The sequence below is a fragment of the Microbacterium sp. genome (genome assembly GCF_046295495.1).
Lineage (GTDB): Bacteria > Actinomycetota > Actinomycetes > Actinomycetales > Microbacteriaceae > Microbacterium.
Window position 1 is genome coordinate 44881 of record NZ_JBKBNC010000013.1, and the last position, 15776, is coordinate 60656.

Genomic DNA, 15776 nt, shown 5'->3' on the forward strand with positions numbered 1-15776 from the left:
CACACGCGCGGGCGACGACCGCCCGTGCCAGGATCGTCTCGTGACCGACCGCATCATGCTCCTCGACACCGCGTCGCTCTACTTCCGCGCGTTCTACGGCGTGCCGGACAAAGTGAAGGCGCCCGACGGCACCTCGGTGAACGCCGCTCGCGGGTTGCTCGACATGATCGCCAAGCTCGTGACGACGTACGAACCGACCCGGCTCGTGGCCTGCTGGGACGACGACTGGCGCCCCGCATGGCGTGTCGCGCTGCTGCCCACCTACAAGGCGCACCGCGTCGTGGAGCCCGTGGCCGCCGGCCCCGACCTCGAGGAGGTTCCCGACCCGCTGCAGGCGCAGATCCCCGTGATCCGCGCGGCGCTGGACGTGCTCGGCATCCCGATCGTGGGCGCGGCCGCGCACGAGGCCGACGACGTCATCGGCACCCTCGCCACGCGGGCAGACGCGCCCGTCGACATCGTGACCGGCGACCGCGACCTGTTCCAGCTCGTGGACGACGAACGCGGCATCCGCGTGATCTATACGGCGCGCGGAATGAGCAACCTCGAGATCGTCGACGACGCCGCGGTCTTCGGCAGGTACGGCGTGCACGCGGCGCAGTACGCCGACTTCGCCGCGCTGCGCGGCGATCCCTCCGACGGCCTTCCGGGGGTCTCCGGTATCGGTGAGAAGTCGGCGGCGTCGCTCCTGTCCGCGTGCGGCTCGCTCGATGGCATCCGCTCAGCCGTCGCCGAGGGCACCGCCGGCACTGCTGCCCAGCGCGCCAAGATCACCGCGGCCGCAGAGTACCTCGACGTGGCGCCGACGGTGGTGGGCGTCGTCCGCAATCTGACGTTGGCGCCGTTCGACGACCACCTCCGCGCCGTCGACCACGACGCCGCGACGGCCCTCGCCGAGGAGTGGAATCTGGGCTCGTCGATGACTCGCGCCCTCGCCGCGCTCCCCCGCTGACGGGGCGCGCGCCGCCTCAGCGCGCGCGTTCGAGCCACTCCCGCAGCCGTTCGAGCGGCCACGTCGTGACGATGCGGTCGACGGGCACGCCGAGCGTCTCCGCCCGCGCCGCCCCGTAGTCCAGCAACGACAGCTGACCGGGAGCGTGGGCGTCCGAGTCGATCGAGAAGAGGCAACCCGCCTCGATCGCTTTCGTCAGCAGCTCGTCGGGCGGATCCTGCCGCTCCGGGCGCGAGTTGATCTCGACGGCGACGCCCGAGGCCGCGCACGCGGCGAACACCGCGTCCGCGTCGAACTCCGACGGTGGCCGCGTCCCGCGCGCCCCTTCCACGAGCCGGCCGGTGACGTGACCGAGCACGTCCACGCGCGGGTCCCCCGCCGCCGCGACGAGTCGTCTCGTCATCGGGGCCCGGTCCATCCGCAGCTTGGAATGGGCGGATGCCACGACCACGTCGAGTTCGTGCAGCAACGCGTCGTCCTGGTCGAGGTCGCCGTCATCGAGGATGTCGACCTCGATACCGGTCAACAGCGTGAAGCCGTCGCCGCGATGGCCCCGCACGATCTCCATCTGCGCGCGCAGGCGATCGGGCGACAGTCCGTTGGCGACCGTGAGCCGCGGCGAGTGGTCGGTGAGTGCGAGATACTCGTGCCCGAGGCCGCGCGCGGCCTCCACCATGGCGTCGATGGGTGTCAGTCCGTCCGACCAGTCGCTGTGGCTGTGCAGGTCTCCACGCAGGCGTGCGCGCAGCTCTCCGCCGCCCACCGGCGCCGTCTCGGCACGCAGCGCCGCGAGGCGCTCGGGCACCTCCCCCGCCAGCGCCTGCTGGATCACGGCGAGGGTCGAGGCGCCGATGCCCGGGCGGCGTCCGAGCCCGGGGTCGCGCAGCTGCTCGTCGGTCAGACCTTCGATCGCCGCCGCCGCGGTGCGGAACGCCTTCGACTTGTAGCGCGACGACCTCTCCCGCTCGAGCAGGTACGCGATCTCCGTGAGGGCGTCGAGCGGGTGCACGGCCTAGCCCGCCAGCTCGCGCGAGGTCTGCACCCAGTCGTCGAGCTTGGTCGCGGCCCGCCCGTCGTCGATCGCGGCCGCGGCGTCGCGCATCGCCTCCGCGAGACGCTCGAGGATCGGTCGCTGCACCTCACCGGCATCCCGGAACAGCCGGAACGACACCAGGCCGGCCGCGGCGTTCAGCAGCACGATGTCGCGCACGGGTCCCGTCTCGCCGCCGATCACGCGGCGCACGACGTCGGCGTTGTGTTCGGGCGAACCGCCCCGCAGATCGTCGAGGTCCGCCAGAGGGATGCCGAGATCCCGGGGATCGAGGTCGTGCTCGTGCACGTCGCCGCGGCTGATCTCCCACACGCGGCTGTGCCCGGTCGTGGTCAGCTCGTCGAGGCCGTCATCGCCGCGGAACACCAGCGCCGTGGCCCCGCGCGTACGGAACACGCCGGTGATGAGCGGCACGCGGTCGAGGTGCGCGACGCCCACGGCGTTGGCCTCGGCGCGCGCCGGATTGCACAGCGGCCCGAGGAAGTTGAAGACGGTGGGCACGCCGAGCTCGGCGCGGGTGGCCCCGGCGTGACGGAAACCGGGGTGGAAGGCCGCGGCGAAGGCGAAAGTGATCCCGGTGCGATCGAGCGTCTCGGCCACCTTCTCCGGAGACAGCGTCAACGCGATCCCCAGCGACGAGAGCACGTCCGACGAGCCGGACGCGCTGCTCGCGGCCCGGTTGCCGTGCTTGACCACGGGGACTCCGGATGCCGCGGCCACGATGGCGGCCATCGTCGACACGTTCACCGTGCGGTGACGGTCGCCACCGGTGCCGACGATGTCGAGCACGTCGGCGCGCACGGGGAGGGGCACGGCGGCCTCGAGGATCGCGTCGCGGAAGCCGACGATCTCCTCGACGGTCTCGCCCTTGGCGCGCAGCGCCACCAGGAATCCGGCCAACTGGGAGGGCGTCGCCTCTCCCGCCATGACCTTGCGCATCGCCCACGTCGACTCCGACACGCTGAGGTCGCTGCCGGCCAGCAGCGAGGAGAGCAGATCGGGCCAGGTGAAGGGTTCCGCCATGTCATGATCCTTTCACACGCGTGTCGCGCCCACCCCTCACGTCGGCGCTCGACCGAACCCGCTCCGTACCGGGGATTCCTTGCGGATTATGAGGCTTCCCTAAGTCTCGACGATGGAATATCTCAGGCTGGGGATGGGAATATCGGCCCTCGGGATCGCGCATAATGGAACGGTGACGACCTCAGCGACGTATTCCCAGGCCGTGCGTGCCGTGAAGCGACCCGACCCGGTCGCCGTGGGCACCATCGTGTGGCTGGGCAGCGAGGTCATGTTCTTCGCCGGCCTCTTCGCGATCTACTTCACTCTGCGCAGCACGTCCGCGCCCCTGTGGGCCGAAGAGACGCAGCTGCTCAACGTTCCCTTCGCGACCGTCAACACGATCATCCTCGTGCTGTCCTCGGTCACGTGCCAGATGGGCGTCTTCGCCGCGGAGCGGTACCAGCCGTACCGCACGGGGACGCGCACCGGGTTCCTCAAGTGGGGAATGGTGGAGTGGTTCTACCTCACCTTCATCCTCGGCGCGGTCTTCGTGTCGGGTCAGGTCTGGGAGTACGCGACGCTGGTGGCGGAGGGCATGCCCATCAGTGCCAACCCCTACGCCTCGGCCTTCTACCTCACCACCGGCTTCCACGCCCTGCACGTGACGGGTGGCCTCATCGCCTTCCTGCTCGTGATCGGTCGCGCCTACGCCGTGAAGAACTTCGGGCGGAAAGAGATGACCACCTCGATCGTCGTGTCGTACTACTGGCACTTCGTCGACGTCGTCTGGATCGCCCTGTTCTTCGTCATCTACTTCCTCAAGTAAGAGAGCTGCACCACATGGCACGCGAGAAGAAGACTCGTCGGGCGTCCGGGCGCCGGAGCCCCCTGGCCGCCGCCGCGCTGATCGGCATCGGACTCCTCCTCACGGGAGGCGTCTACGCCGGAGCGTCGGCCGCGATGGCCGCGACCACCAGCACGCCCGAGAGCGAGGTCAACTCGGCGACCGCGGTCGAAGAGGGCGAGAAGCTCTTCCAGGCCAACTGCGCCACCTGCCACGGTCTCGACCTGCAGGGCAGCCAGCAGGGTCCGTCACTGTTCGGCGTGGGTGAGCTGTCGGTGCACTTCCAGGTGTCGACCGGACGCATGCCCCTGCAGGCGCAGGGCCCGCAGGCCCCGGTCAAGCCGGTGCAGTTCACCGACGAGCAGATCAACGCGATCGCCGCCTACGTGCAGTCCTCGGCCCCCGGCCCGGCCTACCCCTCGGACGAGCTCCTCGACGGCGAGGGCGACCTGTCGCACGGCGCCGAGCTGTTCCGCATCAACTGCGCGATGTGCCACAACGTCGCCGGCGCCGGCGGTGCTCTGACCGAGGGCAAGTGGGCACCCGACCTGCACACCACGACCCCGGTCAACATCTACGCGGCCATGGTCACCGGTCCGCAGAACATGCCGGTCTTCAATGACCTGAACCTCACCCCCGAAGACAAGCGCGACGTCATCTCGTACCTGATGTACCTGCAGAAGAACGACTCCCCCGGCGGCTACGCCCTGGGCTCGCTCGGACCGGTGTCCGAGGGTCTGTTCATCTGGATCTTCGGTATCGGTGCGCTCATCGCCCTGACCGTGTGGATCACGGCGAAGTCCAACTGACCGTCGTCTTCGACACTACGTAAACGCACGAGGAGCACCATGGCACACGAGGACGACGCACTCGAGCACGAGAGGGCTTCCTGGAAGCCCGGCTCGGGGCTCGCCGTCGCGGTTCCCGACGCCGTTCAGAACCCGGGCCTTCCCGGCCACCGTCAGCGCATGACGGATCAGGACCCGCAAGCGATGAAGCGTGCGGTGCGCACGGTCTACACGCTGTTCTACGTCTCGGTCGCGGCGAGCATCTGGGCGAGCATCGCCTACATGATCTTCCCGATCGAGTCGGGCGCGATGATCGACATCCGTTACAACAACCTCTTCATCGGTCTGGGCATCGCCTTCGCCCTGCTCGCGATCGGCATCGGCGCGATCCACTGGTCCAAGTCGGTCATGTCCGACAAGGAGTACATCGAGGACCGCCACGCCACCCGTGGGCGCGACGAAGTCCGCGAGGGAGCGATCAACGTCTTCGTCGAGGCCGACAAGGAGTCCGGCTTCGGTCGCCGCGAGATCATCCGCAACTCCCTGTTCGCCGCCCTCGCGGCGTCGGTCATCCCCGGCATCACTCTGTTCCGTGGTCTCGCACCGCAGGACCAGGACCCGGTGAAGCTGCTCAGCCACACCATGTGGAAAGAGGGCATGCGCCTGTCGCACGACCCCTCGGGTCGCCCGATCCGCGCCGCCGACGTCACGCTCGGTTCCGCGTTCCACGTCATCCCGGAAGAACTCGCCGGGCTCGGCCACGACGAGGGCTACCTCGAAGAGAAGGCCAAGGCGATCGTGCTGCTCATGCGTATGCAGCCCGAGCAGCTGAACCCCGAGACCAACAACCTGGACTGGTCGTACGACGGCATCGTCGCGTACTCGAAGGTCTGCACGCACGTCGGCTGCCCCGTGGCCCTGTACGAGCAGCAGACCCACCACCTCCTGTGCCCCTGCCACCAGTCGCAGTTCGACGTCGCCAACGGCGCGGCCGTCATCTTCGGCCCGGCCGCCCGTCCCCTGCCGCAGCTCCCCATCACCGTCGACGCCGAGGGCTACCTCGTCGCCAAGAGTGACTTCCACGAGCCCGTCGGCCCCAGCTTCTGGGAGCGCTCATGAGCACCGGTACCCACCCCACCGAGAACGTCACGACCGAGCCGGCGGTGCACTCCGGTGCACCGGCCACGGCGGGTCGCGACGGCAAGCCGCTCGGCGGCAAGTTCGTCGGCGCCGCCGCGAACTACCTCGACGAGCGCACCAGCATGTCTGGCCTCGTCAAGGAGCTCGGCCGCAAGATCTTCCCCGACCACTGGTCGTTCATGCTCGGCGAGATCGCGCTCTGGAGCTTCGTCGTCGTGCTGCTCTCGGGCACCTTCCTGACGTTCTTCTTCCAGGCGTCCATGGTCGAGACGCACTACAACGGCGCCTACGAGCCCATGCGCGGCATCGCGATGTCCGCGGCCATGGAGTCCGCGCTGCACATCTCGTTCGACCTGCGCGGCGGGCTCCTGGTCCGCCAGATCCACCACTGGGCGGCTCTGGTGTTCGTCGCCGGCATCGGCGTGCACATGCTGCGCGTCTTCTTCACCGGCGCCTTCCGCAAGCCTCGCGAGCTCAACTGGGTCGTCGGCTTCATCCTGTTCATCCTTGCGATGGCGGAGGGCTTCACCGGCTACTCGCTCCCCGACGACCTGCTTTCGGGCAACGGTCTGCGCATCATCGACGGCATGATCAAGGGCCTGCCGATCATCGGCACGTGGACCTCGTTCCTCCTCTTCGGCGGCGAGTTCCCCGGCACCGCGATCGTCGGCCGCCTGTACACGCTGCACATCCTGCTGCTCCCGGCCATCCTGGTCGCGTTGCTGGCCGTGCACCTGATGCTGATGATCATCAACAAGCACACGCAGTTCGCCGGCCCCGCCCGCACGAACAGCAACGTCGTGGGCTACCCGATCCTCCCCGTCTACGCGTCGAAGATGGGTGGCTTCTTCTTCATCACCTTCGGCGTCATCGTGCTGATCGCCGCTCTCGTGACGATCAACCCGATCTGGAACTACGGTCCGTACGACCCGTCCCCGGTGTCGGCTGGTACCCAGCCCGACTGGTACATCGGCTTCGCCGACGGCGCCCTGCGTCTCGTGCCGCCGCACCTCGAGTTCGTTCTTTGGGGCCACACCTGGTCGTGGAACATCATCTTCCCGGTCGCCGTGCTCGGACTGTTCATCGTCCTCGTGCTGATCTACCCCTTCATCGAAGCGTGGGTCACCGGCGACAAGCGTGAGCACCACATCGCCCAGCGTCCGCGCAACGCCGCGACGCGCACCGCGATCGGTGCCGCCGGTGTGACGTTCTACGCGGTCATGTGGGCCGCCGCCTCGTCCGACATCATCGCGACGCACTTCCACCTCACGATGGAGGGCGTGATCCACGCCCTGCAGGCTCTGCTCTTCCTGGGCCCGATCCTCGCCTACTTCGTCACCAAGCGCATCTGCATCGCGCTGCAGAAGAAGGACCGCGAGATCGCGCTGCACGGCTACGAATCGGGTCGCATCGTCCGCCTCCCGGGCGGCGAATACATCGAGGTGCACCAGCCGGTCGATGAGTTTGAGCGCTGGAGGCTCGTCGACAACGAGTCCTACGAGCCGCTGGTCGTTCGCCCGAACGACAAGGGTGAGATCCCTTGGCACGAGAACATCCGTGCGTCGATCTCGCGCTGGTTCTTCGAAGACCGTCTCGCGCCGCTGACGCAGGCGGAGTTGGATGCCGCGGTCGCACACCAGCACCACGAGCTCGATCACATCGCGCACGAAGAAGCCGACGAGATCGCCGGTGCCAACGCCCGCGCCGAAGACGACGGTCGCCCGCCGATGGCGATCGGTGAGCGGGCCGAGGTCGAATTCCCCGCCCCGAAGGGCCTGGAGGAGCGCAACCGCCCGAACGGCGACAAGAGCGAGTAACCCGCTTCCTCGGAACCCCCGGTGCTTCGCGCCGGGGGTTCTGTCGTTCCCGAGCGCGGCGTCGACGACTCACGACGGACGTGGCAGGATGCGGTGCCCCGATGGCATCCCTCCCCCTCCCCTGTCGACACCGACGAGCCGTACGGTGAGGCCATGACCGACGCAGAAGAGTACTTCGCCACCCGCCTCGCTCTCGAGACCGATCCCTCCGACGTCTACGCCGCGCAGAAGGCGGGTGAGCGCTTCGTGCTCGTCGACGTCCGTAGCGACGATGCATGGACGCAGGGTCGCATCACGGGCGCGATCCACATGCCCTACCGGCAGATCGAGGACCGCGCACCCCTGGAGCTTGACCAGGGCATCCCCGTCGTCGTCTACTGCTGGAGCCCCGGGTGCAATGCCGGGCAGAAGGGCGCCCTCGCGTTCGCCCGACTCGGGTACACGGTGCGGGAGATGATCGGTGGGTACGAATACTGGGTGCGCGAGGGGCAGCCGTACGAGAACGACGAGGGACCGCGCGCGAGGGTCTTCGATCCCACGGTGATGGTGGTGCGGTCCTGACCTGATCCTCTGCGGATCGACTGTCATAGGATGCCGGGATGCCGCATCCCGCTCTTGAGCCCTTCGCCCACGGATACCTCGACCGGCCCGGCGGCGCACGTCTGTACTGGGAGACGTCCGGCAACCCCGAGGGCCGCCCGGCCCTGTACCTCCATGGGGGCCCCGGCGGAGGGCTCGGCAAAGGGGGCTACCGACGCCGATTCGACCCGGCCGTCCATCTGATCGTCGGTCTCGACCAACGCGGGTGCGGTCGCAGTACGCCCTGGGCCTGTGACGACCTCTCCAGCCTCGAGATGCAGACCATGGAGCATCTCCTCGCCGATCTCGAGGCGTTGCGCGAGCACCTCCGCATCGATCGATGGCTTCTGCACGGCGTCTCCTGGGGATCGACGCTGGCTCTGGCGTATGCGCTCGCGCATCCGCAGCGGGTCAGCGAGATCGTCAACCTCGCGGTCACCAGTGGTGGACGGTGGGAGATCGATTGGATCACCGACGGTATCGCACCTGTCTTCCCGGAGGCGTTCGAGCAGCTGCGGCAGCCGCTGAAGCCGACGGAGCGCACCATCGAGGGCTACGCGCGCCTCCTCACCGACCCCGACCCCGACGTCCGTGTCGAAGCCGGTGACCGGTGGGACGCATGGGAGGCCACGCACATCTCCCTCGGTCCCCTTCCGGCGCCGCCTCCGCTGCACGACGACGCGCGACAGCGGTTGAACTTCGCCACTCTCGTGACCCACTACTGGTCTCGGGACTGTTTCCTCCCGGGCGACGACTCGGTGCTCTCGCGCGCGCCCCAGCTGGTCGGCATCCCGGGTGTGCTCGTCCATGGGAGGCGCGACATCAGCGGGCCGGCACTCACGGCGTGGCGCCTCCATCGCGCGTGGCCCGGCAGCCGGCTCGAGATCGTCGAGGAGGAGGGCCACGGTGGACAGCGCGGCGCAGAGATCTGCCAGGAGGCCATCGACGCGTTCGCACGCGCGTAGGGTGCCTTGAGCAGCCGTCGATACCTCCGGGCGTCACCAGGCCGCGTTGCGCCGGCGCGTCGCCACGAGCAGGTGGTTCAGGCGGTCTCGACGTCTTCCGCGAACCATCGCGCAGCCGACCCGAAGAAGATCGGATCGTTCAGCAGGGGCTCGTCGTCGTCGACGACGTCGCACACCACGACGGTCACGTTGTCGCGCGTGCCGGCCTCGAGGGCGAGAGCCACCGCGGATGCCGCGGCTGACCGCGAATCAGAGGCCTCCGCGACGAGTCGCGCCACGTCGGCTTCAGGGACGTAGTCGGTGAGACCGTCGCTGCACAGCACCCAGCGGTCTCCGACGACGGGCGGTCGTCCGGCGACCGAGACCACGTCTCCCTCAGCCCCGCCCAGGGAGGCCGTGATGATGTTGCGACGCGGGTGCGCCGCCGCCGCCTCCGGCGGGATGATGCCGTGGTCGACCAGGGCCTGCACGTAGGAGTCGTCGCGCGTCTCTCGCGAGAACTCGCCGTCGCGTAAGAGGTATGCACGCGAGTCGCCCGTATGGGCCAGGAGAAGCTCGCCGCTGACGCTGAGGAAGATGCCCGTGAACGTCGTGGCCATCCCCTCGAGAGCGGGATCGCGCTCGACGTGGGCGCGGATGTCCCAATTCGCTTCGCGGATGCGAACGAGCAAGCCGTCCGCGTCGAGCGCCGAACCGCGCGTGGCGACCAGGCGATGCAGGAGAGCCGCCGAAGCCAGGTCGCCGGACGGTCCGCCGCCCACGCCGTCAGCCACCGCCGCACCCCAGGACGCCGCGAACGCGGCGTCCTGGTTGGTGGGACGGTGGGCGCCGGCGTCGGAGACGGCGGCCGCTATCAGCCGAACGGGCACGGGATCAGCGCGCGAAGTACCCGCGGTAGTACTCGTACACCCAACCGACGATGGCGACGACGAAGACCGCGAAGCCGACGGGGACGAGCCAGCTGCCCACGGCGAGACCGATCACCGCGATGGCAGCCGAACCGGCGAGAACGATGGGCCACCACGACCAGGGGCTGAATTCGCCCATCTCGGGATCGCCGTCGTCGATGTCGGCCGTGAGGGTGTCTTCCGGCAGATCACCGCGCTGCGCCTTGAGGACGCGACCGATGTAGAAAGCGATCATCGACGACATGAGGCCGAGGAACGCGAGGGCGACCGTCCCGACCCATTCGACGCCACCGTGCTGAAGAAGGCTCCAGACCGTGTAGACGCCCGCGATGAGGAAGGAGAAGACCGCGAGGATCCACCAGAGGTTGACGTTGGTACGCATGTCTTACTTGACCTCTCCGCCTGCTGCATCCACCACGGGGGCATCGGGCGCGTCCTTGGCCGGGCCCACGCCGACCGGGATGCCGGCTTCGGGGTGGTTCAGGTCGAACGCCGGACGCTCGCTGCGGATGCGAGGGATCGAGGTGAAGTTGTGACGCGGCGGCGGGCACGAGGTGGCCCACTCGAGCGATGCTCCGTAGCCCCACGGGTCGTCGACCGTGACGCGCGGTGCCTTGCGCGCGGTGATCCACACGTTCAGCAGGAACGGGATCATCGAGGCGCCGAGGATCATCGACCCCACGGTGGAGAGCTGGTTCTCCCAGGTCCACCCGTCAGCGGCCGCGTAGTCCGCATAGCGACGCACCATGCCGTCGACGCCCAGCCAGTGCTGGATGAGGAAGGTCATGTGGAAGCCGACGAACAGCATCCAGAAGTGCACCATGCCGAGACGCTCGTTGAGCATCTTGCCCGTCCACTTGGGCCACCAGAAGTAGAAGCCCGCGAACATCGCGAACACGACGGTGCCGAAGACCACGTAGTGGAAGTGGGCGACCACGAAGTACGAGTCCGACAGGTGGAAGTCGAGCGGGGGCGACGCGAGGATCACGCCGGTCAGGCCGCCGAAGACGAACGACACGAGGAATCCGAGGGCGAAGACCATGGGCGTCTCGAAGGTGACGGAGCCGCGCCACAGGGTGCCGATCCAGTTGAAGATCTTCACACCCGTCGGCACCGCGATGAGCATCGTCATCAGCGCGAAGAACGGCAGCAGCACACCACCCGTGACGTACATGTGGTGGGCCCACACGGCCACGGACAGAGCCGCGATCGCGATCGTGGCGTAGACGAGCGTCTTGTACCCGAAGATCGGCTTACGGCTGAACACCGGGAAGATCTCGGAGACGATGCCGAAGAACGGCAACGCGATGATGTACACCTCGGGGTGGCCGAAGAACCAGAACAGGTGCTGCCACAGCAGCACGCCGCCGTTCTCGGGGCTGTAGATGTGAGAGCCGAGCACGCGGTCGGCGGCGGCGGCGAAGATCGCCGCGGCCAGCACCGGGAACGCGAGCAGGATCAGGATGCTCGTGATGAGCGTGTTCCACGAGAAGATCGGCATGCGCCACATGGTCATGCCGGGCGCACGCATCGTGAGCACCGTGGTGATGAAGTTCACCGCACCGAGGATCGTGCCGAAACCGCTGATGCCGAGACCCAGCATCCACAGGTTTCCACCGACACCCGGGGAGAAGCTGGCGTTGGCGAGCGGCTGGTACGCGAACCATCCGAATCCGGCCGCACCCTGAGGGGTGAGGAAGCCCGAGACGGCGATGGTGGAGCCGAAGAGGAACAGCCAGAACGCGAACGCGTTGAGGCGGGGGAACGCCACGTCGGGAGCACCGATCTGCAGCGGCAGCAACGCGTTGGCGAATCCGGCGAACAGCGGCGTCGCGAACATCAGCAGCATGATCGTGCCGTGCATCGTGAACAGCTGGTTGTACTGCTCTTTGGTCGGGATGATCTGCATCCCCGGCTCGAAGAGCTCAGCGCGGATGATCAGCGCCATCACGCCACCGAGCATGAAGAAGATCACCGAGGCGATCAGGTACATGTAACCGATGGTCTTGTGGTCGGTGGAGGTGATCCACTTGACGACCAGGTTGCCCTTCTGCTCCACACGCGTGGTGCTCAGCAGTGCGGCTTGACGCGGCGGGAGAGTCGTCGGGCGCGAAGGGCCCGTCCCCTGGAGCGGAAGCGTCGTGGCCATGATCACTCGTTCCCTTCGGTGCCGGTCGTCAGGTTCTGAAGACGCGACAGGTCGCTGATGTCGCCGACGTCTCCGGCGGAGCGGAGGGAGTCGAGGTAGTCCTCGTACTCGGCCTCGCTGACGACCTTGACGTTGAAGAGCATGGCGGAGTGGTACTCACCGCACAGCTCGGCGCACTTGCCCTCGTACGTGCCCTCGCGAGTGGGCGTGAAGGACCACTCGTTGTCACGGCCGATGTACATGTCTTTCTTGTAGAGGAAGTCGATGATCCAGAACGAGTGGATGACGTCGCGCGAGCGGAGGTCGATCTTCACCGTCTTGTTCACCGGCAGGTACAGGGTGGGCACGTCTTCGAGGTCGTAACCGTCGGTCGTGGCCTTGGCCTGCACACCCATCGAGTACACGGCATCCGAGTTGTCGTCATTCTCGCCGTTGTACTGGAAGTCCCACGCCCACTGCTTGCCATACGCGGTGATCGAGACGTCGGGGTCGTCGTACTGCGTCTCGAGCGCGTTCTGGTCACGCGCCGTGAAGGCGAAGAAACCGACGACGAGGATCAGCGGGACGATCGTGTAGAAGATCTCGACCGGCATGTTGTAGCGCAGCTGCACCGGCAGACCCGACTGGCCCTTACGGCGGCGGTACGCGATGACCGACCACAGCATGAGGCCCCAGGTGATCACGCCGACGGCCAAGAGGACGATCCACGAGTTGACCCACAGTCCGGCGACCATGTCGGTGTGGTTCGTGGCAGGCGTGCCGTCGTCGACGAAGCCGGGAAGGAAGCCGTGGAGCTGGGTCGTGGTGCAGCCCGAAAGGAGTGCGACGGAGGCGATCCCGAGAGGGAGCGCTGCCCAGCGAAGGCGACGTTTGGAGGGCACAATGCACCTTTCCGGGTCGTGGATGTTGCTCTGACAGTCTAGAGCAACCTCTCACCGTTCTCAGGCCATTCGTCCAGTGCCGAGACATCGAGAACCCCCGGATTCCGCGGTGTGATCCGCGTAACCGGGGGCTCTCGGTGCGGCGCCGGGAACGGCGCGGCGGGTGTCAGTGGAAGCTGTCACCGCACGCGCAGGAACCCTGCGCGTTCGGGTTGTCGATCGTGAAGCCCTGCTCCGCGATCGTGTCCTTGAAGTCGATGTTGGCGCCGTCGAGGTACGGCACGCTCATGTCGTCGACGATGACCTCGACGCCGTCGAAGTCGACGACCTTGTCGCCGTCGAGATGGCGCTCGTCGAAGTAGAGCTGGTAGATGAGGCCGGAGCATCCGCCGGGCTGGACGGCGACGCGCAGGCGCAGGTCGTCGCGACCCTCCTGCGACAGCAGGCTCTTCACCTTGTCGGAGGCGGCCGCGGTCAGGCCGACGCCGTGCTCGCGGGTCTCGGCGGCGGACGACAGTGTGGTGTCGGTCATGGCGATGCCCTTCGGGTTGATCGGTCGCGGGGACGAGACGAGTCTACGCCCGTCGCGCCCCCGCGGCCTCGATCACACGGTCCGGTCGTTCAGACGCGTCAGGAGGAGCGCCTCCGACACCAGCGCGTTGCGGAAGGTGTCGAGGTGCAGCGACTCGTTCGGGCTGTGCGCGCGGGCGTGCGGGTCTTCGACACCTGTCACGAGGATCTGGGCGCCCGGGAACTCCCGCACCAGGTCGGCGATGAAGGGGATCGACCCGCCGATGCCCACGTCGACCGAGGCGACGCCGTAGCCGTCGGCGAAGGCGGACCGGGCCTCCTCGACGGCCCATCCGCCCGTGTCGACCAGGAACGAGTCGCCGCAGTCGACGTCGGAGAACTCTAACCGGGCGCCGAAGGGCGCGTGGGCGCGCAGGTGCGCCTCGACCGCGGCGAACGCCTCCTGGGCGTCCTGTCCCGGCGCGACGCGTGCGCTGATCACCACGCTCGTCTGCGGCGACAGGGTGTTGGACGCCGCCTCGACCGGGGTGGCATCCCACCCGGTGATCGTGATCGAGGGCTTGTTCCAAATGCGGCTGAGGATCGAGTCGCGGCCGATCGGGCTCACGCCCTCGAGCAGACCCGACTCCGCACGCAGCGTCGTCTCGTCGTACGCGGGGGTTTCGGCGTCGCGCACGGCGAGGCCCTCGACGGCGACCGCGCCGTCGTCGTCCCACAGGGTCGCGAGCAGCTTGACGGCGGCGAGCATGGCATCCGGGACCGCACCGCCCATCATCCCCGAGTGCGAGGCGTGCGCGAGGGTGCGGACGGTGAGGGTGAAGCGGGCGTTGCCGCGCAGCGACACGGTGAGGCCCGGAGTGCTCTCGTCCCAGTTGCCGGAGTCGGCCACCACGATCACGTCGGAGCGGAGCACCTCGGCGTTGTCGGCGAGGAACTGTCCGAAGGAGCGCGAACCGTACTCCTCCTCCCCCTCGATGAACACGGCGAGGCCGAGGTCGAGGTCGTCGCCGAGCACCTCGGAGACGGCGCGGATGGCCCCGACGTGAGCCATGACCCCCGCCTTGTCGTCGGCGGCGCCGCGGCCGTAGAGGCGGCCGTCGCGCACCGTCGGCTCGAAGGGCGGGGAGTCCCACAGCGCCTCGTCACCCGGGGGCTGGACGTCGTGGTGGGCGTACAGCAGCACGGTGGGACGCCCGTTGCGGGCGGCGCGGGTGGCGAGCACAGCGGGCTGCCCGAGCTCGTCGGTGCCGGGGATGGCCGCGCGCTTGACCTCGACGGAGTCGAAGACGCCGGTGCCCGTGAGCAGGGCGGCGACGGCGTCGGCGCTCTTCGCGAGAGCGGTCTGGTCGAAGGCGGGCCAGGCGATCGAGGGGATGCGGACGAGACCGCCGAGATCGGCGAGGGCGGAGGGGATGCCGGCGTCGGCTGCTTTTCGCACAGCCTCCTGCCGGGACAGGTCGAGGGTCATGCGGGTAATCTTAAGTCTCCCGACCAGCGAATCACCGAGGTTTCCCGTGGCCAACTCCCCCGCCCCCGCCCCCAACGACACCCCCGTCGACACGACGGTGCTCGGATCGGGCAAGGGTCGCGCGACCCCGTCGCGCGCCGAGCAGGAGGCCGCCCGCAAGCGCCCGCTCGTCCCCGACACGAAAGAGGCGAAGGCCCGCGCGCGCGCCGAACTGGCGGCCCAGCGCGAGAAGGCCCGCATCGGCATGGCGGCCGGCGAGGAACGCTACCTGCCCGTGCGCGACCGAGGCCCGCAGCGCCGCTTCGCCCGCGATTTCGTGGATGCAGGCTGGCACCTCGGCGAGGGCGTCATGCCGTTCATGGTGCTCGTGATCGTGGCGACCCTGATCCCGGTCGCGTTCTTCCAGTACTGGTCGTTCGTGGCCCTGTGGATCTTCATCCTCTTCGTGGTGGGCGACATGATCATCACTTCCATCCGCGTCAAGCGCGCGGCGAAGGAGAAGTTCGGCGAGACCCGGCTCGAGAAGGGCCTGGGCTGGTACGCCGCGATGCGCACCGTGCAGATGCGCTTCATGCGCCTGCCCAAGGCGCAGGTCAAGCGCGGCCAGTACCCCGCCTGAGCCATCACCCACGAAGCGGGGCGGGCGCGGGCGCGCCCCGGCGGCGGGGGATCCCCCCCCGCCGGAGGGGCGGCGCGACGGC

The 15776-nt window shown here is 68.3% G+C and carries 16 protein-coding genes; 8 read left to right on the top strand and 8 right to left on the bottom strand.

Translation table 11 applies throughout. The features are described from left to right. The first annotated feature begins 40 nt into the window (after positions 1 to 40). Positions 41 to 952, top strand: a complete 912-nt coding sequence (locus ACK4LS_RS07245; protein WP_409715353.1) for a 5'-3' exonuclease H3TH domain-containing protein — start codon at positions 41 to 43, stop codon at positions 950 to 952. Between the two features lie 16 nt (positions 953 to 968). On the opposite strand, the gene ACK4LS_RS07250 is transcribed toward ACK4LS_RS07245, so the two are convergent. Beyond that, the gene (locus tag ACK4LS_RS07250; protein WP_409715355.1) at positions 969 to 1961 is read right to left on the bottom strand and encodes a PHP domain-containing protein; all 993 of its coding nucleotides are present in this window, start codon (positions 1959 to 1961) and stop codon (positions 969 to 971) included. Between the two features lie 3 nt (positions 1962 to 1964). Next, complete coding sequence (gene trpD / locus ACK4LS_RS07255; protein ID WP_409715358.1) at positions 1965 to 3026, bottom strand: anthranilate phosphoribosyltransferase; 1062 nt, start codon at positions 3024 to 3026, stop codon at positions 1965 to 1967. Between the two features lie 133 nt (positions 3027 to 3159). Here trpD and ACK4LS_RS07260 point away from each other — a divergent pair, with 133 nt between their 5' ends. The 6 genes from ACK4LS_RS07260 to ACK4LS_RS07285 all read left to right on the top strand — a co-directional run bounded on the left by ACK4LS_RS07260 (position 3160) and on the right by ACK4LS_RS07285 (position 9138). Continuing rightward, positions 3160 to 3831: a heme-copper oxidase subunit III gene (locus ACK4LS_RS07260; protein ID WP_409715361.1), complete on the top strand. Its 672-nt coding sequence runs from the start codon at positions 3160 to 3162 to the stop codon at positions 3829 to 3831. 14 nt (positions 3832 to 3845) lie between these two features. Beyond that, a complete protein-coding gene (locus ACK4LS_RS07265; RefSeq protein WP_409715364.1) occupies positions 3846 to 4658 on the top strand; it encodes a c-type cytochrome in 813 nt (270 codons plus the stop codon). Positions 4659 to 4697: 39 nt separating this feature from the next. Beyond that, positions 4698 to 5756, top strand: coding sequence for a Rieske 2Fe-2S domain-containing protein (locus ACK4LS_RS07270; RefSeq protein WP_409715367.1), 1059 nt, complete (start codon positions 4698 to 4700; stop codon positions 5754 to 5756). Beyond that, entirely contained in the window at positions 5753 to 7594 is a 1842-nt protein-coding gene (locus ACK4LS_RS07275) for a cytochrome b (RefSeq protein ID WP_409715370.1), read from the top strand. Before ACK4LS_RS07270 ends, ACK4LS_RS07275 begins: the two co-directional genes overlap by 4 nt. Before the next feature lie 153 nt (positions 7595 to 7747). Beyond that, positions 7748 to 8155 (top strand): rhodanese-like domain-containing protein, encoded by a 408-nt coding sequence (locus tag ACK4LS_RS07280; RefSeq protein ID WP_409715373.1) that lies wholly within the window; start codon positions 7748 to 7750, stop codon positions 8153 to 8155. Between the two features lie 38 nt (positions 8156 to 8193). Beyond that, on the top strand, positions 8194 to 9138 hold the full coding sequence (locus ACK4LS_RS07285) for an alpha/beta fold hydrolase (RefSeq protein ID WP_409715376.1): 945 nt from the start codon (positions 8194 to 8196) through the stop codon (positions 9136 to 9138). A gap of 77 nt (positions 9139 to 9215) precedes the next feature. Here the strand turns inward: ACK4LS_RS07285 and ACK4LS_RS07290 are convergent, their stop codons facing one another. From ACK4LS_RS07290 to ACK4LS_RS07315, 6 genes are all read right to left on the bottom strand, one after another. After that, complete coding sequence (locus ACK4LS_RS07290; RefSeq protein ID WP_409715378.1) at positions 9216 to 10007, bottom strand: PP2C family protein-serine/threonine phosphatase; 792 nt, start codon at positions 10005 to 10007, stop codon at positions 9216 to 9218. 4 nt (positions 10008 to 10011) lie between these two features. After that, entirely contained in the window at positions 10012 to 10428 is a 417-nt protein-coding gene (locus ACK4LS_RS07295) for a cytochrome c oxidase subunit 4 (RefSeq protein WP_409715382.1), read from the bottom strand. A gap of 3 nt (positions 10429 to 10431) precedes the next feature. Next, on the bottom strand, positions 10432 to 12195 hold the full coding sequence (ctaD, locus tag ACK4LS_RS07300) for a cytochrome c oxidase subunit I (RefSeq protein ID WP_409715385.1): 1764 nt from the start codon (positions 12193 to 12195) through the stop codon (positions 10432 to 10434). Between the two features lie 2 nt (positions 12196 to 12197). After that, complete coding sequence (gene coxB / locus ACK4LS_RS07305; protein WP_409715388.1) at positions 12198 to 13076, bottom strand: cytochrome c oxidase subunit II; 879 nt, start codon at positions 13074 to 13076, stop codon at positions 12198 to 12200. Between the two features lie 166 nt (positions 13077 to 13242). After that, positions 13243 to 13608, bottom strand: a complete 366-nt coding sequence (locus ACK4LS_RS07310) for a HesB/IscA family protein (RefSeq protein WP_409715391.1) — start codon at positions 13606 to 13608, stop codon at positions 13243 to 13245. 72 nt (positions 13609 to 13680) lie between these two features. Further along, complete coding sequence (locus ACK4LS_RS07315) at positions 13681 to 15075, bottom strand: dipeptidase (protein ID WP_409715394.1); 1395 nt, start codon at positions 15073 to 15075, stop codon at positions 13681 to 13683. A 46-nt stretch (positions 15076 to 15121) separates the two neighbouring features. On the opposite strand from ACK4LS_RS07315, the gene ACK4LS_RS07320 reads away from it, so the two are divergent. Beyond that, positions 15122 to 15694 (top strand): DUF3043 domain-containing protein, encoded by a 573-nt coding sequence (locus ACK4LS_RS07320; protein WP_409715397.1) that lies wholly within the window; start codon positions 15122 to 15124, stop codon positions 15692 to 15694. Positions 15695 to 15776: the final 82 nt, after the last annotated feature.

Bases quoted from the DNA above. Each gene is read 5' to 3' on its own strand.
- ACK4LS_RS07295 (WP_409715382.1), bottom strand. From the start codon at position 10,428: ATGCGTACCAACGTCAACCTCTGGTGGATCCTCGCGGTCTTCTCCTTC.
- ACK4LS_RS07310 (WP_409715391.1), bottom strand. From the start codon at position 13,608: ATGACCGACACCACACTGTCGTCCGCCGCCGAGACCCGCGAGCACGGC.
- ctaD (WP_409715385.1), bottom strand. From the start codon at position 12,195: ATGGCCACGACGCTTCCGCTCCAGGGGACGGGCCCTTCGCGCCCGACG.
- ACK4LS_RS07280 (WP_409715373.1), top strand. From the start codon at position 7,748: ATGACCGACGCAGAAGAGTACTTCGCCACCCGCCTCGCTCTCGAGACC.
- ACK4LS_RS07315 (WP_409715394.1), bottom strand. From the start codon at position 15,075: ATGACCCTCGACCTGTCCCGGCAGGAGGCTGTGCGAAAAGCAGCCGAC.
- ACK4LS_RS07285 (WP_409715376.1), top strand. From the start codon at position 8,194: ATGCCGCATCCCGCTCTTGAGCCCTTCGCCCACGGATACCTCGACCGG.
- ACK4LS_RS07270 (WP_409715367.1), top strand. From the start codon at position 4,698: ATGGCACACGAGGACGACGCACTCGAGCACGAGAGGGCTTCCTGGAAG.
- trpD (WP_409715358.1), bottom strand. From the start codon at position 3,026: ATGGCGGAACCCTTCACCTGGCCCGATCTGCTCTCCTCGCTGCTGGCC.
- ACK4LS_RS07265 (WP_409715364.1), top strand. From the start codon at position 3,846: ATGGCACGCGAGAAGAAGACTCGTCGGGCGTCCGGGCGCCGGAGCCCC.
- ACK4LS_RS07275 (WP_409715370.1), top strand. From the start codon at position 5,753: ATGAGCACCGGTACCCACCCCACCGAGAACGTCACGACCGAGCCGGCG.
- ACK4LS_RS07260 (WP_409715361.1), top strand. From the start codon at position 3,160: ATGGGAATATCGGCCCTCGGGATCGCGCATAATGGAACGGTGACGACC.